The organism is Luteipulveratus halotolerans (assembly GCF_001247745.1).
Lineage (GTDB): Bacteria > Actinomycetota > Actinomycetes > Actinomycetales > Dermatophilaceae > Luteipulveratus > Luteipulveratus halotolerans.
In genome coordinates this window covers 3,975,009-3,996,630 of sequence record NZ_LAIR01000002.1, presented here as the reverse complement: position 1 = coordinate 3,996,630, position 21,622 = coordinate 3,975,009, and the positions used below count along the sequence as shown (strand labels likewise).

19 protein-coding genes are annotated in these 21,622 nt (G+C 70.4%); 3 read left to right on the top strand and 16 right to left on the bottom strand.

Annotated features, from left to right (window positions below; all coding sequences use genetic code 11):
• Positions 1-23: 23 nt before the first annotated feature.
• The 5 genes from VV01_RS20060 to VV01_RS20040 form a co-directional block, all read right to left on the bottom strand.
• Complete coding sequence (locus VV01_RS20060) at positions 24-1,511, bottom strand: long-chain-fatty-acid--CoA ligase (protein WP_050671440.1); 1,488 nt, start codon at positions 1,509-1,511, stop codon at positions 24-26.
• A 175-nt stretch (positions 1,512-1,686) separates the two neighbouring features.
• On the bottom strand, positions 1,687-2,040 hold the full coding sequence (locus tag VV01_RS20055; RefSeq protein ID WP_050671439.1) for a YrdB family protein: 354 nt from the start codon (positions 2,038-2,040) through the stop codon (positions 1,687-1,689).
• Positions 2,041-2,052: 12 nt separating this feature from the next.
• Positions 2,053-2,604 (bottom strand): RNA 2',3'-cyclic phosphodiesterase, encoded by a 552-nt coding sequence (thpR, locus tag VV01_RS20050; RefSeq protein WP_050671438.1) that lies wholly within the window; start codon positions 2,602-2,604, stop codon positions 2,053-2,055.
• A 14-nt stretch (positions 2,605-2,618) separates the two neighbouring features.
• Positions 2,619-3,542 (bottom strand): N-acetylmuramic acid 6-phosphate etherase, encoded by a 924-nt coding sequence (murQ, locus tag VV01_RS20045; protein ID WP_050671437.1) that lies wholly within the window; start codon positions 3,540-3,542, stop codon positions 2,619-2,621.
• On the bottom strand, positions 3,539-4,483 hold the full coding sequence (locus VV01_RS20040) for a MurR/RpiR family transcriptional regulator (protein ID WP_050671436.1): 945 nt from the start codon (positions 4,481-4,483) through the stop codon (positions 3,539-3,541). The genes murQ and VV01_RS20040 overlap by 4 nt, the downstream gene beginning before the upstream one ends.
• A 124-nt stretch (positions 4,484-4,607) precedes the next feature.
• On the opposite strand from VV01_RS20040, the gene VV01_RS20035 reads away from it, so the two are divergent.
• Positions 4,608-5,480 carry a hypothetical protein gene (locus tag VV01_RS20035; protein ID WP_071606471.1) on the top strand — a complete coding sequence of 291 codons (873 nt, stop codon included), beginning with the start codon at positions 4,608-4,610 and terminating at the stop codon, positions 5,478-5,480.
• Here VV01_RS20035 and VV01_RS20030 read toward each other — a convergent pair.
• The 3 genes from VV01_RS20030 to panC all read right to left on the bottom strand — a co-directional run bounded on the left by VV01_RS20030 (position 5,470) and on the right by panC (position 7,694).
• On the bottom strand, positions 5,470-5,787 hold the full coding sequence (locus VV01_RS20030; RefSeq protein WP_050671434.1) for a hypothetical protein: 318 nt from the start codon (positions 5,785-5,787) through the stop codon (positions 5,470-5,472). The two genes, VV01_RS20035 and VV01_RS20030, sit on opposite strands and share 11 nt — an antisense overlap.
• A 152-nt stretch (positions 5,788-5,939) precedes the next feature.
• Positions 5,940-6,833, bottom strand: a complete 894-nt coding sequence (panB, locus tag VV01_RS20025) for a 3-methyl-2-oxobutanoate hydroxymethyltransferase (protein WP_050671433.1) — start codon at positions 6,831-6,833, stop codon at positions 5,940-5,942.
• 15 nt (positions 6,834-6,848) lie between these two features.
• Positions 6,849-7,694 (bottom strand): pantoate--beta-alanine ligase, encoded by an 846-nt coding sequence (gene panC / locus VV01_RS20020; RefSeq protein ID WP_050672053.1) that lies wholly within the window; start codon positions 7,692-7,694, stop codon positions 6,849-6,851.
• 22 nt (positions 7,695-7,716) lie between these two features.
• Between panC and VV01_RS20015 the strand changes: the two genes are divergently transcribed.
• Positions 7,717-8,892, top strand: coding sequence for an anhydro-N-acetylmuramic acid kinase (locus VV01_RS20015; RefSeq protein ID WP_071606470.1), 1,176 nt, complete (start codon positions 7,717-7,719; stop codon positions 8,890-8,892).
• Positions 8,893-9,199: 307 nt separating this feature from the next.
• On the opposite strand, the gene VV01_RS20010 is transcribed toward VV01_RS20015, so the two are convergent.
• The 8 genes from VV01_RS20010 to VV01_RS23545 form a co-directional block, all read right to left on the bottom strand.
• Positions 9,200-10,783 (bottom strand): glycoside hydrolase family 10 protein, encoded by a 1,584-nt coding sequence (locus VV01_RS20010; RefSeq protein WP_082221121.1) that lies wholly within the window; start codon positions 10,781-10,783, stop codon positions 9,200-9,202.
• A 176-nt stretch (positions 10,784-10,959) separates the two neighbouring features.
• Positions 10,960-12,171, bottom strand: coding sequence for an IS30 family transposase (locus tag VV01_RS20005; protein WP_071606428.1), 1,212 nt, complete (start codon positions 12,169-12,171; stop codon positions 10,960-10,962).
• 103 nt (positions 12,172-12,274) lie between these two features.
• The gene (locus VV01_RS20000) at positions 12,275-13,096 is read right to left on the bottom strand and encodes a CPBP family intramembrane glutamic endopeptidase (protein WP_082221269.1); all 822 of its coding nucleotides are present in this window, start codon (positions 13,094-13,096) and stop codon (positions 12,275-12,277) included.
• A 356-nt stretch (positions 13,097-13,452) separates the two neighbouring features.
• Entirely contained in the window at positions 13,453-15,843 is a 2,391-nt protein-coding gene (gene arfC, locus VV01_RS19995; protein ID WP_050671432.1) for a channel accessory protein ArfC, read from the bottom strand.
• Entirely contained in the window at positions 15,843-16,001 is a 159-nt protein-coding gene (locus tag VV01_RS24090; RefSeq protein ID WP_197275117.1) for a hypothetical protein, read from the bottom strand. Before VV01_RS24090 ends, arfC begins: the two co-directional genes overlap by 1 nt.
• Position 16,002: 1 nt before the next feature.
• Complete coding sequence (arfA, locus tag VV01_RS19990) at positions 16,003-17,184, bottom strand: channel-forming protein ArfA/OmpATb (RefSeq protein ID WP_157508979.1); 1,182 nt, start codon at positions 17,182-17,184, stop codon at positions 16,003-16,005.
• Between the two features lie 288 nt (positions 17,185-17,472).
• Positions 17,473-18,894 carry an amidase gene (locus VV01_RS19985; RefSeq protein ID WP_050671430.1) on the bottom strand — a complete coding sequence of 474 codons (1,422 nt, stop codon included), beginning with the start codon at positions 18,892-18,894 and terminating at the stop codon, positions 17,473-17,475.
• A 113-nt stretch (positions 18,895-19,007) separates the two neighbouring features.
• Positions 19,008-19,853: a DUF805 domain-containing protein gene (locus VV01_RS23545; RefSeq protein WP_071606469.1), complete on the bottom strand. Its 846-nt coding sequence runs from the start codon at positions 19,851-19,853 to the stop codon at positions 19,008-19,010.
• Between the two features lie 155 nt (positions 19,854-20,008).
• Between VV01_RS23545 and VV01_RS19975 the strand changes: the two genes are divergently transcribed.
• Entirely contained in the window at positions 20,009-21,403 is a 1,395-nt protein-coding gene (locus VV01_RS19975; RefSeq protein ID WP_050671429.1) for an MFS transporter, read from the top strand.
• Positions 21,404-21,622 lie beyond the last annotated feature (219 nt).

Genomic DNA, 21,622 nt, shown 5'->3' with positions numbered 1-21,622 from the left:
ATTACATAGGTTTACTAAGCAGTTCAAGCCGGGTTCGCCGGCCGCTCCCGCAGCTCGCGCTTGAGGATCTTGCCCGAAGCCCCCTTGGGGAGCGCGTCGATGACCTCGACGGTGCGCGGGTACTTGTACGCCGCCACACGCTCCTGGGTGAACGCGCGAAGCTCGTCAGGAGTTGCCGACGTCTCAGGTGCCAGGACGACGAACGCCTTGACCTCCTCGCCGTAGTGCTCGTGAGGTACGCCGACGACCGCCGCCTCGACGACGTCAGGGTGCTCGTACAGCACCTCCTCGACCTCACGCGGATAGACGTTGTAGCCACCGCGGATGATCATGTCCTTGGACCGGTCGACGATGAAGTAGTAGCCGTCCTCGTCGCGGCGCGCCAGGTCGCCGGAGTGGAACCAGCCGTCCTTGATCGCCTCGGCGGTCGCATCGGGGCGCTTCCAGTAGCCCTTCATCAGCAGGTGCCCGCGAATCGCGACCTCACCGATCTCGCCCGGCGCGACCTCGCTGCCGTCCTCACCGACCAGGCGCATCTCGACACCCTCGACCGGCGTACCGATCGACCCGGGCTTGCGCACCGTGTCGGGGTGGTTGAACGACGCGACCGGCGACGTCTCGGACAGGCCGTAGCCCTCCAGGATCGTGCAGTCGAACCGTTCCTCGAACTTGCGCATCAGCTCGACCGGCATCGAGGACCCGCCCGAGATGGCCGTACGCAGGGAGGACAGGTCGACCTCGACGTCGGCCCCCGCAGCCAGCATCGCGCCGAACATCGTCGGCACGCCGAGGAAGATCGTCACCCGGTCGCGCTCCATGATCTGCAGGACCTTGGCCGGCTCGAACCGCGCGATGAGCGTCAGCGTCGCGCCGTGCGCGACGGCCGTGTTGAGGCTGCACGTCATCCCGAATACGTGGAACAGCGGCAGGCACCCCATCAGCACGTCGTCCGCCGTGAGCTTGATCAGCGTGCGCGCCGTGACGTCCTGGTTGGTGTTGAGCGAGCCGTGCGTGAGCTCGGCACCCTTGGGCCGCCCGGTCGTGCCCGAGGTGTAGAGGATGACGGCGGTGTCGTCGTCGGCACGCTCGGCGATCCCGGCCAACGGCTGCTGCTGCGCGAGGAGGCCGGGCAGCTCGTCAGCGGTGACGAACGGCGTACCGACCGTCGCCGCACCTGTCTGCGCGTCACCGGGCAGGCCGAACATCACCGACGCCTCGGCGTCCTGCAGGTAGTACTCGACCTCGCGCGGCTTGAACAACGGGTTCATCGGTAGCGCCACCGCACCGAGCCGGAGGATGCCGTAGTAGACGACCGCGAACGCCGGCACGTTGGGCAGCGAGATCGCGACACGGCCGCCGGCCTCGACGCCCTGGGCCGACAGGTACGCGGCGACCCGTGCCGAGGCGTCGTCGAGCTCGGCATAGGTCAGGGTCGTGTCATCGAGCCGGAGCGCGACACGGTCGGGATGACGCTCGACGGTCCGGGCCAGGTTGGTCGCGAGGTTGGTCATGGCGTGAGAGTAATCACCAGACGGCGAGATGCCTACGGAGGCGGAGGGCAGGGGGCAGCCGGAGGAGCATGGCGGGTCTGGCGGGAGGCCGAGCTTGCGAGGCCGGATGGTTTGCGACGCAGGCGGCCCCCTGGCCGGAGCCGGAGGCGACCGAACCGCACACCGGCGCGATCACTCAGCGCCGAGGGCGCAGCTGGAGCCAGAAGATCCACAGGAACGCGACGGCCAGCACGACCGCGAGGACGGGCAGCTCGGCGAACCACAGCGCGGCCACGCCGGCGCCGAACCACAGCAGCCACAACGCCATTCGCGCGACGCCGTAGACCGGACGACGTGCGTGCGGGCTGCCGTAACGAGCCCAGATGAGACCCATCACCGCGATCGCGGCCAGTGCGAGAGCGGCCTTGAGCACGACGTTGTCGACCAGCCTGTACGCCCACCAGGCGACCGCGACGTAGACAGCGAGCTCGAGCACGAACAACGCCACGTCGGCGAGCCTGACTCGCGACGTGCCGGCACGGGTGGACATGGACGATCCCTCTCAGGTCAACGAAACGGTCGCCACCGTCTCATGTCGTGGGCGTCCGTGCGGGCCTTCCCCGAGATGCGACGCGAACAGCGTGACCTCGTCGGCGACCCACTGCGGGCCCTCGTAGGTGTCGAGCACCTGCACCCAGCGCGACTGCTCCTGGACGCGCCTCAACCGGCTGACCGTCAGGTGCGGCCGGAACGCCCGGCCCTCGGGTGGGGCCCCGGCGTGCTGAGCGCCGTTGCGGACGTTGGTGGCGAGGCGGCCCAGCCCGGCGACGTCACCGGCGAGGCCCATCCACAGCACCTTCGCCGCCCAGGCCTCGGGGAAGGCGCCGCCGCCACGCAGCTGCAGCCGCATCGGCGTACGCCGTCCGGTCACCGACTCGAGCCCCTCGACCAGGCCGTCGAGGGCGAAGTCCGGGACGGCAGGCATGAACGCGAGCGTGATGTGCCACTGCTCGGGATCGATCCAGGGATGCTCGGACCGGGGTTCGAGGAACGTCGCGAGATCGTCCCGGACCGGGGCCGGGGGTACGAGCGCGACGAACATCCGTTGAGCCATCGCGCTCCCCCCTGTCAGCCGGTGCGGCCTGCGAGCGCCGCAGAGACGACCCCGTCGCTCGCGGCGAGCAGGGCCTGCGAACCGCGCGCGTCGCGGCCCGTCAGGAGCATGACGATAGCGACCTTGGTGCTGCCGTCGGCACGGTCGAGGGCCGCGCCCGCCGTGGCGACGTCGACGTCGGCCGCGGCCGCCACGATACGGCGGGCCCGGTCGAGCAGCTTGCCGTTGGTGGGCCGCATGTCGACCATGAGGTCCTTGAACGTCTTGCCGTTGCGCACCATCGAGGCGGTGGTCAGCATGTTGCAGACCATCTTCTGAGCAGTGCCGGCCTTGAGCCGGGTCGAGCCGGTGAGCACCTCCGGGCCGGTCACGACCTCGATCGCGACGTCGGCGTGGCCGCTCACGACCGAGCCGGCGTTGCACGAGATCGACACCGTCGGGGCACCGAGCTCGCGAGCGCGGTCGAGCCCGGCCACGACGTACGGCGTACGGCCGCTCGCCGTCAGGCCGACGACGGTGTCGAGTGGTCCGACACCTGCGGCGTCGATGTCCTGTGCCGCGGCGTCGGTGTCGTCCTCGGCGCCCTCGACGGCCTGGGTGAAAGCCTGCTCGCCACCGGCGAGGAGCGTGATGACCTGGGCCGGGTCGGTGCTGAAGGTCGGCGGGCACTCGGCCGCGTCGAGCAGCGCGAGCCGCCCGCTGGTGCCGGCGCCGATGTAGACGAGGCGCCCGCCGTCGTGGATCGAGCGCGCGACGAGGTCGACCGCGGCGGTGACCTGGGGCAGTGCCTGCGCCACCGCGGAGGCGACACCGGCGTCCTCGGCGTTCATCAGCGCGACGAGCTCGGCCGTGGTCATCCGGTCGAGACCCTGGGACGAGGGGTTGCGGCCCTCGGTGGCGAGCCCGGCGAGTGCCGGGTCGACGGGCGATGAGGTCACGCGCGGCTCCGGCCGTCGCTCGTACGCGACGTCGGCAGTCGGCGGGCGGTGACAGCGTCGTGCGTCTTGCTCAGTGCGTCGGTGGAGGCCGACAGGTCGAGGCGGGCCACCGCGACGAACAGGATGTCGACGACCGCCAGCTGAGCGGTGCGGCTCGCGGTGGCGCCCGACCGGAACGTCGTCTCGCGGGCAGCGGTCGTCAGGACGATGTCGGCGGCGTCGGCGAGCGGCGACCCGTCGAAGTTGGTGATCGCGACCGTCGTGGCGCCTGCGTCGCGGGCGCGGGTGAGGGGTTCGACGGTGTCGACGGTGGCTCCGCTGTGGGAGATGCCGACGGCGACGTCGCCCTTGCCGAGCAGCGCCGTCGCGGTCGCAGCAGCGTGAATCTCGGTCCAGCAGAACGCGATTCGGCCGATGCGCTGCAGCTTGGCGGACAGGTCGGTGGCGACCGCGCCACTGGCACCGACGCCGAAGACGTCGACGCGGCGAGCACTGCCGATCGCGTCGACGGCGGCCTGCAGCTGGTCGAGGTCGAGGTGCTCGGCGGTCTCCTGCAGAGCACGTGTCTCGTGGTGGACGATCGAGCCGACGACATCGCGCAGCGAGGCGGACTCGTCGAGCTCGGCCGGGGGCTGCCGGCCGGCCACACCGAGCAGGACGTCCTCGCGCGCCGCCGCACCCGCGAGCGCGATGCGCAGCTCGGGATATCCGTTGAAGCCGGCTTTTCGGGCAAACCGTGCCACGGTGGCCACGGACGTGGCAGCCTCTTCGGCGAGACCCGTGATCGACAGATGAGCCGACGACGCGGGATCGCTGATGACGACCTGGGCGACCCGCTGCTCAGCCGGCTGCAGACTCGGCAACGATGACCTGAGGCGCACCAGCACGTCGCTCTGGCGACCACTGACGGCGGAACCTGCCGACTTCGTTGTGCGTGGCATGGCGCAACCCTCCGCTCCTGAATCTGGGGTCACCCTAGCCACCTGGAATGGCAACAACCAACCTTCGACCTCTGGAGGCGGGAAATCGTTGACATCTGCTGAGGCCCACCAGCAGGCTGACCCGGTGACGGATGTGGTGCTCGACCTGGGCAAGACCCGGTGCCGGGCCCGCAGCGGCGGAGCGATCGGCGAGGCCGTCGGCGCTCCTGGCCTGAGCACTCCGGCCGGAGCCGGAGCCGCGCTCGCCAGTATCCAGCAGGCAGTGACCGCCACGGGTGTGACGTCCGTACGCCGGCTCGCCGTCGGCGCGGCCGGCGCGCTCACCGACCCCGACGCCGCACAGCATCTCGCCGAGCGGCTGCACACGACGTACGCCGGCGCCTCGGTCGCCGTGACCAGCGACGCCGTGACGGCCCACGCCGGTGCGCTCGGCGGTACGGCCGGGGTGGTCGTCGTCGCGGGCACCGGCGCGGTCGCGGTCGCGGTCGGTCCGAACGGTGCAGTCGCGGTCGTCGACGGGCTCGGCCCGGTCGACGGCGACGTCGGAAGCGGAGCCTGGATCGGGACGGCGATGATCACCGAGGCGGCGCACTCGGGCAGGTGGGCGGACGTCGTACGCCGACGCCTCGGTGACACGTGGCGCGAGCTGGCGGGCGACCGGTCGTACGAGCACGCTCGGCGGCGCGCCTCGCTGGTGCCCGACCTCGGCGCCCTGGCGGCTGACGGTGACGCGGCGGCCGCGGCACTGATCGCCTCAGCGGCCTCGGCCCTGGCGCGTACGGCGACCGAGGCGGCCGACGAGGTCGGCGGAGTCGACAGCGTCGCCGTCGTGGGCGGGCTCACCGGTCTCGGGTCGGCCCTGCTCGCGCCGATGGCCGAGGCGGTCAGGCCGCTGCGGTGGCGCGCGGCGAGCGGCTCAGCGCTCGACGGCGCCCAGCTGCTGCTCGACCGCCACGACCTGCCTCACGAGCGCCACGTGCACCGGCTCAGGCGTTGATGCAGTGGCCGTTCTTGTCGAGGGACTTCGCGACGCGCTCGGCGTCAGCCTTCGACGGCACCTCGAGGCTGCTCTGGTCGAGATAGCGCCGCGCGTCTTCGTGCGCCACGCCCTGAGCCACGCGCTGCACGATCGGGTTGGACGTCAGCTCGGCGTCATGGGCCGAGAGCGGGGCGCCCGATGCGTCCTTGGTGCAGCCGGTCGTGGTGTCGGAGGGCCACACCTTCGCGGCCACCAGCACCACGACGAGCGCGACGGCGGCGAGCACCGCGATGAGGCGGCCGCGGCCGCGTACGAGATCTCCCACAGCACTCCCCCTGTTTCGACCTGGCCGGTGTGGCCCCGAAGGTAGCAGCGGACCCTCGCCCGCGCGCTCACCGAGAGGCACACCGTTCGGCGAGAGGCAAGGCCCAGGGGTGTGCCTCTGGGCGAACGGTGTGCCTCTCGGCGGGCGATGTGTCAGTCGCCGAGGGCGGCCTTCATCGCGGCCACCTGGTCGTCGGGCATCGCATAACCGTGCTCGGGCGCGGGGTAGGCACGCGAACGGACCTCGTCGGCGTACGCCGCGACGCCGGCGTCCATGGCGTCCTGCAGGTCGGCGTAGCGCTTCACGAACTTGGCGCCCTTGCCCTCGCGGATGCCGAGCAGGTCGTGGAAGACCAGCACCTGCCCGTCGGCGGCCGGACCTGCGCCGATGCCGATCACGACAGCGCGGTCCATGCGGGTCATGATCGCCTCGGTGACCGGGCTCGGGATGCACTCCAGCACCACCGAGAAGCAGCCGGCGTCCTGCAGCGCGACCGCCTGCTCGACGATCTTGGCGGCGTCCGCTCCGACGCGGCCCTGCGCCTTGTAACCACCCAGCGCGGTGGCGGTCTGCGGGGTGAGGCCGATGTGGCCCATCACCGGGATGCCGGCGGCGACGATCGCCGCTGCGCGCGCGACCGACGTGGGCTCGCCGCGCTCGAGCTTGACCGCGTGCGCGCCGGCCTCCTTGACGAACCGCATCGCCGTCTCGACCGCCTGCTCGTCAGACACCTCGTACGAGCCGAACGGCAGGTCCGTGACCAGCACCGGAGTACGCAGGCCGCGGCGCGTCGCGCGGGTCAGCATCAGCATCTCGTCGACGGTCGCCGGCACGGTGGAGTCGTAGCCGAGCACGGTCATCGCACCGGAGTCGCCGACGAGCACGATGTCGGCGCCGGCGTGCTCGGCCGCGACCGCCGACGGGTAGTCGTACGCGGTGACCATGACGACGGGTGTGCCCTCCGCCTTGAGCGCACGGAGCGCAGGAAGAGAGAGCGGTGCTCGCTCGTCACTGGAAGCACGAGAAGCGTTGGGACGGCTGGACATTCGAGAGATCTCCGATCAGCGGATCACAGCGTTGTCGATGAGTCGGACCGGGCCGACGGGAGCGGCGATCACGACGAGCGCGCCTGCGTCGACCTCCGTCAGGGGCTCGAGCGTCACCGGGTCGACGACCGCGAGGTACTCGGGCTCGACGTCGTACGTCTTCATGGCGGCGACCCCCGCCTCGACGAGGGCGGCACCGTCACGCGACCCACCGTCGTACGCCGACTGGGTCGCGTCGAGCGCAGCCTTGAGGGCGAGCGCCCGCCGCCGGTCGTCACCCTTGACGTGGATGTTGCGGCTCGACATCGCCAGGCCATCGGGCTCGCGGACCGTGTCGACGACGCGGATCTCGACGGGCAGGTTGAGCTCGCGCACCAGCGCCTGCACCACGAGCACCTGCTGGGCGTCCTTCTGCCCGAAGTAGGCGTGCGTCGGCTGGGCGATGTTGAACAGCTTGGCGACCACGGTCGTCACGCCGTGGAAGTGGTCGGACCCGCGGTGCGCGCCCTCGAGCGTGTCGACGAGCGGCCCGTCGAGGCGGACCTCGATCGACGAGCCGGAGGGGTACATCTCGGCGACGTCCGGCACGAACGCGATGTCGACACCGTTGCGCTCGGCCGCGGCGAGGTCGGCCTCCTCGGTGCGCGGGTAGCGCTCGAGATCGGTCGGGTCGTTGAACTGCGTCGGGTTGACGAAGATCGAGATGACCACGACGTCGCACTCTCGGCGGGCCTGCTCCATCAGCGCCTCGTGCCCGTGGTGCAGCGCCCCCATCGTGGGCACGAGGCCGATCGTGGCCTCCGCACGGCGGGCAGCACGCAGGGACTCACGCAGGTCAGCGACGGTTCGGACGACAAGCACCCCCAGACGGTACCGTCCGGCCATGATCGTCGTCGGCATGATCTCGGGCACCTCGATGGACGGGCTCGACGTCGCGGCGGCGCGGTTCGCCGGGGCCGAGTCCGGGGCGCTGACGATGGAGCCGCTCGCCGCGCGCACGTGGGAGTGGCCGTCATCGCTGCGGTCGCGGCTGCTCGCGCTGCTGCCTCCGGCGGGCACGACGGTCGCCGAGGTCGCGCAGCTCGACGAGCTCGTGGGGCGCGAGTGCGGGCGGGCCGCCGCCTCCCTGATCGCGTCCATCGGTGATGCCGACCTCGTCGTGAGCCACGGGCAGACGGTGTTCCACTGGGTATCGCCCGCCGGCCGGGCTGAGGGCACGCTGCAGCTCGGCCAGCCCGCGCCCATCGTGCAGGCCACCGGGCTGCCCGTGGTCTCTGACGTGCGGGCGCGCGACATCGCTGCGGGCGGCCAGGGGGCGCCGCTGGCGGGCACCCTCGACATGCTCTGGCTGCGCGGGCTCGGCGGCGGAGCAGCCCTCAACCTCGGCGGCATCGCCAACGTGACGGTCGTGACGCCCTCCGGATCGGCTGTTGCCTTCGACACCGGTCCGGCGAGCTGTCTCATCGACGCCGCCGTCACGCGCATCACGGGCGGGCGGTCGTCGTACGACGTCGACGGTCGGCTCGCTGCCGACGGCTCGGTGCGCGCCGACCTGCTCGACCTGATGCTCGCCGAGCCGTACTACGCGCTCGCGCCACCGAAGTCGACCGGGCGCGAGCTGTTCACGCTGCCGTACGTCGACCGGTTCGTCGCGCAGGTTCGTCCGGTCTCGGACGCTGACCTGGTGGCGACGCTGACCGAGCTGACGGCACGCACTGTGGCGGACTCCCTTGATCTGCAGCCGAACTCACGTCTTGTCGTCTCCGGTGGCGGAGTGCACAACCCGGTGCTGATGGCTCGGTTGCGGGCGCTGCTGCCCGACGTGGAGGTCGGCCCGAGCGACGCGTACGGGTTGAGCGCCGACGACAAGGAGGCGTACCTCATGGCGCTGGTCGGCTACCTCACCTGGCACCAGGTGCCCGGTGTGCTGCCCGGCATGACCGGCGCCGACCGGCCGCGCGTGCTGGGACGGGTCTCGTTGGGGGACAAGCCGGTTCGCCTGCCCGAGCCCGGCGTCGAGCCGCGCATCCTGACAGTCGTCCCAGGGTCCGCTGGTTGAGCCGGGAGACTCCGCTGGTTGAGCCGGGAGACTCCGCTGGTTGAGCCGGGAGACTCCGCTGGTTGAGCCGGGGCGGAGCGCTAGCGGAGTCCCGAGTCGAAACCACCGCAACCGCGAGGGAGACGCTCCCCACATGTCACCTCGGTTTCGACACGCTCTCGCCTAGCGGCTCGACCGGCTCAACCAGCGATGGGCTCGACCGGCTCAACCAGCGATGGGCTCGACCGGCTCGACCGGCTCAACCAGCGATGGGCTCGACCGGCTCGACCGGCTCAACCAGCGATGGGCTCAACCAGCGCGGGCCCGCTCAGCCGGCCACGCGGCCGGCCGACTCGTTACCGACGCGGTCGACCGCGGTGACGACATACGTACCGCCGTCCGCAGCCGGGTCCGTCCACGACTGGAACGCACCCTGCGAATCACGAACAGTGGCAACCAGATTGCGCGCATCGGCCAGGTCGCACGACCCAGGTCGACCCGCTACCCGGTAGATCGCGTACGACGTCGCTCCCGGCGTCGCCACCCACGTCACCTGGCCACCGCGCGCATAGGCGACAACCGGCGTACGCGGGGCGGCGGGCTCGTCGTCGAGCCACGGCGAGGCGGGCGTGAGGGCGGGCCTGGAGTACCACTTCTCGTTCAGGAGAGAGGTCGCGCCGAGACGGTCGGCCTTCACCTGCACCGCGGAGAAGTAGATGTTGCCCTGCACCTGCGGGTAGCGCGTGTTGAAGTCAAGGTGCGACGAGAGCTCCTGCGGCTCAGACCATTTCGGGTCAGCGTTCTGCGCCACCTTGTACGTCGCCTGACCGATGTAGAGGTGTACGCGCGTGCCGGTCACCTGCCTGGCCCACCAGTCGGTGACCTTCTCGTAGTCAGCCGCCGCGAACCCGCGCGACCAGTAGACCTGAGGCGTGATGTAGTCCAGCAGCTCGTCCTTGACCCACTTGCGGGTGTCGGCGTAGAGGTCGTCGTACGTCTGCGCGCCGGCCGTGGTGTCCGAGCCCTCGGGGTCGGTCGCCTTGTTGCGCCAGATCGCGAAGGGCGAGACACCGAGCTGCGCCTGCGGCCGGTACTTCCGGATGCCGTCGCGGACCTCGCGGATGAACGTCGTCACGTTGTCGCGCCGCCAGTCGGCGAGGGACATGCCGTTGCCGTACCTCGCGTACTCGGCCGCGTCGTCGAACGTCTGTCCTGCAACGGGATACGGGTAGAAGTAGTCGTCGAAGTGGACCGCGTCGATGTCGTACTTCTTGACCGCGTCGAGGATCGCGTTGACCGAGTACTGGCGTGCCTCGGGGTTGCCGGGGTTGTAGTAGAGCTTGCCGCCGTACGCCTTCACCCAGTCCGGGTGCAGCCGCGCCGGGTGGCTCGGCGACAGCGCATTCACGTTGGTGTCCATGGAGATCCGGTACGGGTTGAACCACGCGTGCAGCTCGAGGTTGCGCCGATGAGCCTCGCGGACGGCGTACCCCAACGGGTCCCATCCGGGGTCCTGCCCCTGCGTGCCGGTGAGGTACTTCGACCACGGTTCGTACGACGACGGCCAGAACGCGTCCGCGGTCGGGCGCACCTGCAGGATGACGGCGTTGTGGCGCTGCTTCACCGCCAGGTCGAGCCAGCCGGTCAGCTCGTCCTGCTGCTGCTTCGGGGTGAGACCAGGCTTGGACGGCCAGTCGATGTTGGCGACGCTCGCCACCCACATCGCCCGCAGATCACGCTTGGGTGTGGTGGCCTGTGTCGGGCACGCACCGGGTGACGGCTGGGGTACGACCGTCGGCGGGCTCGCCGCAGGGGCCGCGGCCGGCGTACCCGCACCGGCGCTCGTCACCCCCGACACGACCAGCAGGGTCGCGAACAGCGCGACGAGGACGGGACGCAACGACTTCGGCATGTCAGCCTCCGGGTGGCAATCGTTACCGCACAGTGCGCACAGACTGGCACAGATTGCCCTCCACCGGGCCTCTCACCGGCAAAAGTTGGGCGGGTGCACATCCATGCGTGTGCTGTTCGCTAGCTTTCGCCGCCTCCGGCGAAAGTTGGGCAGGTGCACAGGCGGTCTCAAGCGGTTTACGCAACGTTTTGCTGGTTGAGGAGCTTGTTGAGCTTCTCGGCTGGGGTGGCCCAGCCGAGGGTCTTGCGGGGGCGGCCGTTGAGCTCTGCTGCGACGTTGTCCAGGATGCCGGGGCCGTGCAGGGACAGGTCGGTGCTCTTGGGGAAGTACTGGCGTAGCAGGCCGTTGGTGTTCTCGTTGCTGCCGCGTTGCCAGGGTGAGCGCGGGTCACAGAAGTAGACCGGGATGCCGGTGGCGAGGCTGAAGCTGGCGTGCCGGGCCATCTCGCTGCCCTGGTCCCAGGTCAGTGACCGGCGTAGGTGTTCGGGCAGGGTCATGATCTTGGCGGTCATGGCTTGCTCGACCTGCTCGGCGGTGTGCCCGTTGGGCAGGTGCAGCAGCATCACGAACCGGGTCGATCGCTCGACCAGGGTCCCGATCGCTGACTGGTTGCCGGCGCCGATGATCAGGTCGCCTTCCCAGTGGCCGGGCACGGCCCGGTCATCGGCCTCGGCAGGACGTTCGCTGATGTTGACCATCCCGACGATCTTCGCGTGCTTGCCGGCCCGAGCCGCGCCGCGCGGGATCCGCCGGGCCCGCCCGGACCGCAACGCGTCACCGACCTGCGCGCGCAGGCTGCCACGCCCTTGGACGTACAGCGCCTGGTAGATCGTCTCGTGCGACACCCGCATCTCCGGATCGTCAGGGAAGTCCGTGCGCAGCCGGTGAGCGATCTGCTCAGGGCTATGCCGCTGTTTCAGCCCCGAGACTACTTCGGCCCACAACCGGCTCCCCGGGCTCAGCTTCAACGGCCGACCCGCGTGCCGGGCCGCGCCGGCGGCCCGCGCGTTGTCCTGCGCCAGGCGCTGCGCCCGCGCGGCCTGATAACCGACCGGGTCCTTCGGATCGACCCCGGCCCGGACCAGCTCCCGGGTGATCGTCGAGGGCGCCCGCCCCAGCTGCGCCGCGATCGCCCGCAACGACGGACGCGGCTGCTGTGAGAGCAACCACTGCAGCTGTGCTCGATCTTCCAGGCTCAGGCGCCCACCGGACTCACTCACCCTCGGAGGAATACCACCGGACTGGGCCAACCACACATACCCCGACTGATCGGACACGCCCGCCGCGGCCGCCGCGGCCGCGACCGACTCACCACCGGCCAACGCCTCCCAGAACAGCCGACGCCGCTCCCACGGCACCGGCGGCCTCCCACGACGAGGACGAGACATGCTGCAACACCTGACCTTTCATCACAGGCGTTGCGCGAACCACCTGAGCCCGCCACATCCATGCGTGTGCTGTTCGCCAAGCTTTGCCGGAGGCCGTGTCTGGTCAGAGCCAGGAGACGTGGTCGCGCAGCAGCGCGTAGCCGACGAAGGCGATCGTGTCGAGCAGCGCATGCGCGATCACGAGGGGCATGACTCGGCGCGTCCGCAGGTAGACCGCGCCCATGATCAGCCCCATCACGACGTTGCCGACGAAGCCGCCGAACCCCTGGTAGAGGTGGTACGAGCCCCGGATCAGGGCCGACACGACCAGCACCTGCGGCAGCCGCCACCCGGCCTGCGTCCAGCGGGTGAAGAGGTAGCCGATCATGATGACTTCCTCGAGCACGGCGTTCTGCCACGCAGACAGCACGAGCACCGGCAGACTCCACCAGTGCTGGCCGAGGTCGGCGGCCACCACCTGCGTGTTGAGGCCGGCCGAGCGAGCGATGAGATAGAGCGCGAGGCCGGGGACGCCGATGACCGCGGTGAGGCCGAGACCCCACCGCAGGTCACTGCTCGGGCGACGTCGGTCGAGGCCGAGAAACCTTGCAGGAGAGTCGATCTCGCGGTGCAGCAGGTGCAGTGCGAGCAGCACCGGCACGAGTGCGAGCGCGATGTCGGTGAGCTGGTAGGCGAGGTCGAGCCAGGACTGCGCGGCGCGGCTCACGTTGAGCTGCGACGCCTGCTGGTTGAGCGGTCGGTTGTCGGCGAGACGCTTGAGGATCGACAGGGCCGACCAGATCGCCGACGCCCCAAGGCTGACGCCGAGCACGAGCCAGGTCTCGTGCAGCAGCCGGCGGCGGTCGAGCGGCGTCGCGGGCACGGTCAGCGGCCCCTGCCACCACCGTGCGGACAGGGCGCGCAGGCGCGCGTGCTCGGCGGACATGCCGCCCATTCAACCTGCCCCTCCCGGCGAAAGCTGGGGAGGTGCACACGCATGGATGTGCATCTCCCCAAGTTCTGCCGAGGGCCCGTGCCGCGAATCTCGTCTGTCCGGCACTCCATGCACTGCCGAACAGACAGCTTTCGCGGCAGTGGCCCGGGCGAGGGAGACCTGGCCGGCGCGTACGAGAGCCGGGCGCCGCGCGTACGACGGCCGCCCCCGTACGACGGTCGGGCGCCCCGCGTACGACGCGTATGGCGCCGCGCGTACGACGGCCGCCCCGCGTACGACGGGCGCCCCGCGTACGACGAAGGGGCCGGCCGCCCGGAGGCGACCGACCCCTTCAACCGATCATGCGATCAGCGCTTGCGGTGGTCCCAGTGACGGAAACCGGCCGCGCGAGCAGCCGCCTCGTCCTTGAACCAGACCTCGGCGATGGTCGCCTTGAACCCCGGGCTGTCCTCCGTGTGGAAGAGCATGGAGTCGGCGTTGCCCTTGACGGTGTAGTCCGCGGACGGAGCTGCACCACCCTCGAGCGGCGAGGCCGCACCCGCACCGAACTGCGCGGTGATCGGGTCGGTCTCGTCAGCCTTCGCAGCACCCCTGTCGTCAGCACCCGCGCCGGTGGCCGCGAGGCCGGCCGTGCCGGTCGCTGCGGCCGCCGTGCCGGTCGCCGTAGCGGCCGTGCCCGCGCTGGACGAGGAGCCGCCAGCGGCCTCAGCCTTGGTCGCGCGCCGCTTGTGGTCCCACGGCTTGAATCCGGCTGCCTCGGCAGCGGACTCGTCCTTGAACCACACCTCGGCGACGGTCGCCCGGTAGTTGGGCGACGCCTCCGAGTGGTAGAGCTCGGAGTCGAGGTTGCCCTTGACCGTGTAGTCACCCGACGGCGCCTTGCCACCCTCGAGCGGCGAGGCAGCGCCCACACCGTACTTCTCGGTGAGCGGGTCGGCCTTGGCCGGCTTCTCGGCAGCAGCGCCACCGGCGAAGCCCGCGGTGCCCGACGCGGTGGACGAGCCACCGGCCGACGAGCCACCCGCACGACGCTTGTGGTCCCAGGCCTTGAATCCGGCTGCCTCAGCAGCGGACTCGTCCTTGAACCACACCTCGGCGACCGTCGCCCGATAGCTCGGGCTCTTGTCGCTGTGGTAGAGCATCGAGTCGGCGTTGCCCTTGATGACGTAGTCGCTCGACGGAGCCTTGCCACCCTCGAGCGGCGAGACGGCACCGGCGCCGAAACGCTCGGTCATCGGGTCGGACCCGCCGGCCTTGGCGTCACCGGCGGAGGTGCCGCCGGCAGCCGAGAACAGCGTCGGCTCCTCGTGCTTCGGCGAGCCCGCGTCGGCAGAGCCGGCGCCGGTCGTCGTACGCGAGCTGTCGGTGCCCGAGCCCGCCGACGTGGCCGCAGCCGCACCGGTCAGGCCTGCAACGCCGGCCGCCGCGGTCGTACCCGCGCCGGTGCCGGACGTGCCAGCGCCCGTCGTACCCGTGCCCGTCGTACCGCCGGTCGACGAGGTCGAGTCAGCGGTCGTGGACGCGGCGGAGGACGTGGACGACGACTTTCCGCCGCGACGCTTGCTGCGGTCCCAGTGCGCGAATCCCGCACTCTCCGCAGCGGACTCGTCCTTGAACCACACCTCGGCCTTGGTCGCGGTGTAGCGCGGGCTGTCCTGCGTGTGGAACAGCATCGAGTCGGCGTTGCCCTTGATGACGTAGTCGCTCGAAGGAGCCGAGCCGTCGTCCTGAGGCGAAGCCGCACCCGCACCGAAGCGCGCGACCATCGGGTCCTCGCCCTCGGCCTTGTCGGCCTTCGGGGCGTCGACCTTCGAGCTGGCCGCGTCGTCCTTGCCGTCACGCGAAGCCGCGACGCCGGCACCGACAGCACCGGCCCCGACCGTCGCGCCACCGACCGCACCCGCGGTGGTGTACGACGAGCGGTCGCCGTCGACCTTCGCGGTGTCGGTGGCCTTCGCGGTGTCGGTGGCCTTCGCGGTGTCGGTGGCCTTCGCGGTGTCGGTGGTCGACTCGTCAGCCGCGTGACGCACGACCGGGATCGCCGTGGTCGGCGCGTCGTGGTCGACCGGCTGAGCGGACTCGGCCGGCTTGACCAGCGGCACCGCCGCGGTCGGGGCGTCGTGGTCGACCTTCTCGACCTCGGCGTCGTCGACCTCGATCGGGTGCAGCTCGTCCTTGTCGGTGCTGCGCGCGACCGTCACGTCGTCGTCAGCGGCCTTGTGGCGACCGGCGACGTACGCCGCGCCGCCGACCGCACCCGCACCCGCGGCGGCCGTGCCGAGACCCGGGCCGTCGACGTCGCTCTCCTGGTCGTAGAGCTCGGTGTCGGGCTTCTTGACACCCGAGCGACGCACCTCGGCGTTGGGGGTGTCGATGTTGGGCTTCGTCGCCGGCTTGTCGACGACCGGCGTGGACGCGGCGGCGACCGGCGTGGTCTCCACCGGCTTGGCCTCGACCGGCTTGGTCTCGACCGGCTTGGCCTCAGCCTTGACGGGCTCGACCTTGTCGGCCTTCTTGTCCTTGCGCTTGTCGGCGACCTTCTTGGCGCCGACGGCGCCCGCTCCGACTGCGGCAGCGCCGGCAGCCGCGCCGCCGACCTTCAGGTCACGCTCGGTGCGTGTCTTGGTGCGGGGCACCTCGCGCGACACCTTGTGCACCATCCACAGCCACGTGAGGATCGCGCCCAGCAGGAAGCTGAGCAGAATCCAGAGCCACTCCTGGCTCAAGAGCCAACCCATCAGGATCGACCTCCCTTGTGATCAACGGCGGTCTCGAGGTCCTCGAACGCCTTGCGCTCGGTGGGCACGAGCAGCACGGCCAGCAGCCACGCCACGAGTGCGCCCACGATGAACGCGATCAGCATCCAGAACCAGGTCTGTGCGAACAGCCAAGCCATGTCAGCCTCCCTGGACCGTGATGTCGACACGGCGGTTGGCGTCGCGGCCGGCTGCCGTGGTGTTGGGCGCGATCGGCTTGTCCTGGCCGAAGCCCGTCGCGGTGATGTTGGCGGCCTTGACGCCCTGACCGCTCAGGTAGGTCTTCACCGCGTTGGCGCGACCCTGCGAGAGGGTCTTGTTGCGCGCCGGCGTACCGGTGTTGTCGGTGTGACCCGCAATGGTGACCTTCGCGTCGGGGCACGCCTTGATCGCGGCGGCGACCTTGTTGAGGGTCGGCTTCGAGGCACTGACCAGACGCGTCGAGTTGTCCGCGAACGTCGGGTTGTTGCCCTTGACCAGCGCGGTCACGGTCTGGTCGACCTTGCCGCAGTCGGCCGCAGCAGCGCCGCCCTTGACGGTCAGCTGGTTGTCGACGGTGACGCCCGGGAAGTCGCCCGTGGCCTTGTCGCCGGCAGCCTTCTTGGCAGCGTCGTCGGCGACCTCGCCCGTGAGCGTGACCTTCTGGCCGTCGAAGTCGAGCTTGACGCCCTCACCTGCGGGCAGCGAGCTGAAGCCCTTGGCCAGCTGTGCGGCGTCGGGGGCCGGAGCGCCCGCCTTGACGGTGACCTTGTCGATGACCTTCGTGTCGCCGGCGGCCTTGGTGGCAGCGTCGACGACGGTCTTCTTGGCAGCCTCGTCGGGCACGACGCCCTCGACCACGACCGAGTCGCCCTGGTTGGTGAGAGCGAAGGTGCCCGCGCCTGCGGCCGGAGCCGGAGCAGAGGTCGCCGGGGCCGAGCTGGTCTCCGACGGAGTCGCCGGAGCTGTGTCGGTGGCGCTCGGTGCAGCGGCAGCAGCACCACCCTTGACGTCAGCGACGCGCACGCCGTCGACGTTCTCGACGATGTTCTTGGCCTTGGCGGCGTCGGCACCGGCAGGCAGCGTGATCGTGCCGTCGCGGCCGTCGAAGTCGACGTCGGCACCGGTGATGCCCTGACCGTTCAGCGCTTTGAGCGAGTCGGCCTTCAGGTCGTCCTGGATGCCGCCGCGCTGGATGAACGACGCGAGCGCGGCCAGGATGAGGGGAACGGCCAGCAGCGCCAGCCACCACCATCCACCCAGACCTCGACGTGCGCGTTTGGTGACGGTCTCGTACTCGACTTCGTGCGTGGTGCGGGACGTGGACGACGTCGGGCCGTCCACCTTCCCACTCCGATCGGCGTTCTTTCGCGACTCGGCGTCGCCTGTGGGATCCACAGCGATCTCCTCCGCTCTCAAGGAATCAGGCAAGCGGAACCTACTGGCCCCGCGTTGGGCCTGGCGACTCTCGAAAACAGCAATTCGCAGTACTCACCTGGCTATTTACCAAGACTTGATGCCTTCGTGACTCTTTGACCTCGGCCATCATGTCGGCTCGCTGAGGTCATGTCGACGATTGCGGCCCGATGAAATTCATCACGATCTGGTGGACATCGACCCAACGGTCGACGCTCAGTCGGTGATCCGTGTGAACGGCACCGCCTGCTCGATCTGCGGCGCTGCCTGCAGCAGCAAGGCGTCGGCGCCACGGCGCGCGGACAGCATGGTGCCGATGGGCCGTCCGTCCTGAGTTCGACCGGTTGGCAACGAGATTGACGGTGCACCGGTCGCGTTGTGCAGAGGCGTGAAGCCGCAGTAGTCGAGCGTGCGGCTGAAGCACTCCTCCCACGGCAGCGTCGGGTCGATGTGCCCGAGGCGCGGTGTGGTGTGGCAGAGCACGGGTGACAGCACCAGGTCGACGTCGCCGAAGTTGCGCTCGTACAGCCTTGCGGATGCGGCGAGTCGCGGGATGTACGCCGGTGCGCGCCACAGGTGCGCGCGCCCGTTGGATGCGAGTCCGTTGGTGATGGGCTCGAGCTCAGAAGGGTCGAAATCCTTTCCGAACAAACGCTTTCCGGAGTCGCGGACCGACATCGCGAGGAGGCTCCAGTAGTCGACGAAGTCGCCCTTGAAGGATGAGGGGACCTTGGGGTCGTACGGCGCGACGTGGTGCCCGAGTGACTCCAGCGCTGCGGCGAGTTCTTCGACGGCAGAACGGGTTTCGGAGTCCGTGGCGGGCGCGAACGGTGAGTCGAGCGTCAGCCCGATGCGCAGCGGTCGGTCGAGCGGGCGGTCGACGAGCCCCATCGCGGGGAGCCGCTTGTGCTGGTAGACCTTCTCGGCCTCGGCGTAGAAGAGCGCGGTGTCGCGCACCGTCCGGGTCAGCACTCCGTCGGTGACGATGCGCACCGGCATCGTCGCCGCCGACTCACCGATCCGCAGTCGACCGCGCGTGGGCTTCAGACCGACCAGCCCGCAGGCCGCGGCGGGGATACGGATCGAGCCGCCGCCGTCGTTGCCGTGAGCGATCGGCACGACACCGGCGGCGACGTACGCGGCCGAGCCGCCCGACGAGCCACCGGCGGAGTAGCCCGTGTGCCAGGGGTTGTGGACCGCTGTGCCGTCGGCGCGCTCGGTGGTCGGCAGCCAGCCGAACTCGGGCATGCGCGACGTCGCGATCGGGATCACGCCCGTACGCAGGATCTGCGCCACGACCTTGCCGTCGGTGCGCGCCGGCTGGTGCGGCACCGCGTGCGATCCTTCGGTCATCGGCAGGCCGGCGACCTGGACGTTGTCCTTGAAAAGGCTTGGTACGCCTGCAAGTCCGCCGCTGCGAGAAGCGCGAGCTCGGTCACGGGCCCGGTCGAAGTCTGGTCGCTCGAGGGCGGTCAGCCGCGCCTCGACCGCACCGCTACGGGCGATGGCCGCGTCGACGGCCTCCTCGGCGGAGAGGTCACCCCGTCGGATGCGCTCGGCGATGGCCGTGGCGTCGTCGTCCCCGAGGGCGTCGTCGCGGAAGGCGTGGATGCGCGTGGTGACCTGCGTCTCGCTCATACCGGGTGAAGTTACTCCCCGGTCACGACGAACGGGCCCGTCCGCGGCAGCCGTCTTGCGTGGTGGCTGCCCGGACGAGCCCGTCCCGGGTTTTGCGTACGAGAGTGCTCGCCTCAGCGACCGCCCTCCGGCGGGTTGCCCTCCGGCGGCTGACCGTAGGGCGGGTTGCCCTGCGGGGGCTGACCGTGGGGCGGGTTGCCCTGCGGGGGCTGCGCACCACCGGGTCGGCCGAAGCCACCCTCCTGGCCGGGGAAGCCACCCTGACCGCCGGCCGGGTTGGTGAAACCGCCCTGCTGGCCGGGGAAGCCACCCTGACCGCCGGCCGGGTTGGTGAAACCGCCCTGCTGACCGGGGAAACCGCCCTGCCCGCCGGCCGGGTTGGTGAAGCCGCCCTCCTGGCCGGGGAAACCACCCTGGTTACCGCCCGGGTGGGTGTAGCCACCCTCCTGACCGGGACGCCCACCCTGATGACCGGGAGCACCGGGGTAGCCGCCCTGCTGACCCGGCTGGCTGCCCGGGTAGCCGCCGACGGCCGGGTATCCGCCGCCGTCGACCACGCCATCGCCGCCCTTGGGGTCGGGACCGTGCTGGTTGGGGTGACGCTGACCCTCCTGAGCCCAGAACACGATCAGGATGATGAAGCCGACACAGGGCACGAACGCGATCAGCTGCCACCAGCCCGAACGGTTGGTGTCGTGCAGGCGCCGCGCGCCCACCGCGATGTTGGGGATCAGCGTCGCCAGGCTGTACAGAACACTGAGGAGCCCGCCCGATACATAGAAGCCCGTCGTGCCCTCAGGCTTGTCAGGAGCCAGTCCGAGCGCGTTGTCCACGGCCACGAGGACGAGTCCGATGATGAAGTTGACGAGGAAGAACTGCCAGAACTCCCGGCGTCGCGCCCTGCCGTTGAAGTCGGCGTACTTCTTGAGCACCCTCACGTAGTTGTCGATCAGCTCCATGCTGAGTCCCTCCGTTTGCGACTAGTCCTGCGCGTGAGCATGGCGGCTACCCACTGGTCCAGCAACCATTTCGCCGGTTCGGGGCCGGATCGATTCCGCACCGGCCGGCGTACGACGGCCCTAGCGTGTGGCGAGCAGCCCGCCCGAGGAGGACCATGCGTACGCCGACGAAGGACTCCCCCGCTGCGCGACTCGTCGGATTCCTCGTCTGCGTCGAGCTCGCGAGCGGCGTGCTGCAGGGCTACTACACGCCGATCTTCACCGACATCGCACGCCATCTGTCGATCCACGACGCCGACGTCAACTGGTTCGAGGCGGCCCAGCTGGTCGTGTCGGCGCTGCTCGTGCCACTGCTCGCCCGACTCGGTGACCTCGTCGGCCATCGCACGGTGCTGCTGTGGTCGACGGTCGCGACCGCGGTGGCGTCGTGGGCGGTGGCGTTCGCACCGTCGTTCGGGACGTTCCTGGTCGCGTGGGCGCTGCAGGGTTTCTACGTCGTGTGGTTGCCGCTCGAGATCGCGATCATCCACCGGCGCAGCGGCGGCGGCGAGCGGCGTACGAGGTTCGGTGCCGGTGTGCTCGTCGCCGCGCTTGAGCTGGGTGTGATCCTCGGCGCGGGCGTGTCTGGTGCACTCGCCGGCGGTCCGTCGATGACTGTCGTGCTCGCGATGCCTGCAGTCGCCGTCACGCTGGCGTTCGTCGCGATCTGGTACGGCGTCCGTGGTGACCACGAGGGTCAGGACGGCACCGTCGACTGGCTCGGATTCGCTTGGCTCACAACGGCACTCGCGCTCGTGATGGGCGGCTTGATCCTACTGCGCACCGAAGGTGTCGCGAGTCCGTGGCCGTGGCTGGTGATCGTCCTCGGCCTGGCTACGCTCCTACCCTTCGCGCGCCACGAGCTGTCGACCGACCATCCTCTGGTCGATCTTCGCGTGCTCGGCGGTTCGGCCCAGTGGCCGGTGCAGCTGACGGCCGGGCTGTTCGGGGCATCGGTGCTCGGGGCGCAGATCCCGCTGTCGACGTTCGCGCGGGCTGACCCCACTGAGACGGGCTACGGCCTCGACGCGTCCGCCGGCACGGTGTCGCTGCTCGTCGCGGGCTACGTCATCGCCATGGCGGCCGGCGCGGGGCTGCTGCCGTGGGTGGCGGGGCGGATCGGACCTCGTACGACGCTCGTGGGCGCGGCCGGCCTTGTCGCCTTCGGCTACCTGCTGTTCCTGCCGCTGCACGAGCACGTGGCGTCGCTGATGCTCAACATGCTGCTCGTCGGCATCGGGTCGGGCGCGCTCGTCGCCGCGCTGCCGGCGTCCGCTGCAGCTGCCGCTCCCGCGACGCACACCGGGTTCGCGACCGGCATGACCAACACCACCAAGACCGTGGGCGGCGCGATCGCGTCGTCGGTGTTCGCGATCGCACTGGCGTCGACAGGCTCGCTCGACGAGCCGTCGGAGCACGCACCACTCGGCGGCTACTACGCGGTGTGGGCGATCTGCGCGGCCACCGCGGCCGTGGCCGCCGTCGTCCTCATGACGACCCGCTCGCGCTGAGAGCCGAACCCCTCCCCAGCGGTTGAGCCGAGCGGCTCGCTCTCGGGGCTCGCCTGCTCGACCAGGGGAGGGGCCCACCGCTCGATCACCGGGGCCCGGACCGGCTCAGTCAGGGGTAGGGGTGGCGAGCGCTGTGCACTGGTTCGTCAGGTGAGCCGTGCAAGCGGGCGTGGCTCACCACGCGAACCAGTGCACACTCCCCGTCCCCCCCGGCGGCCG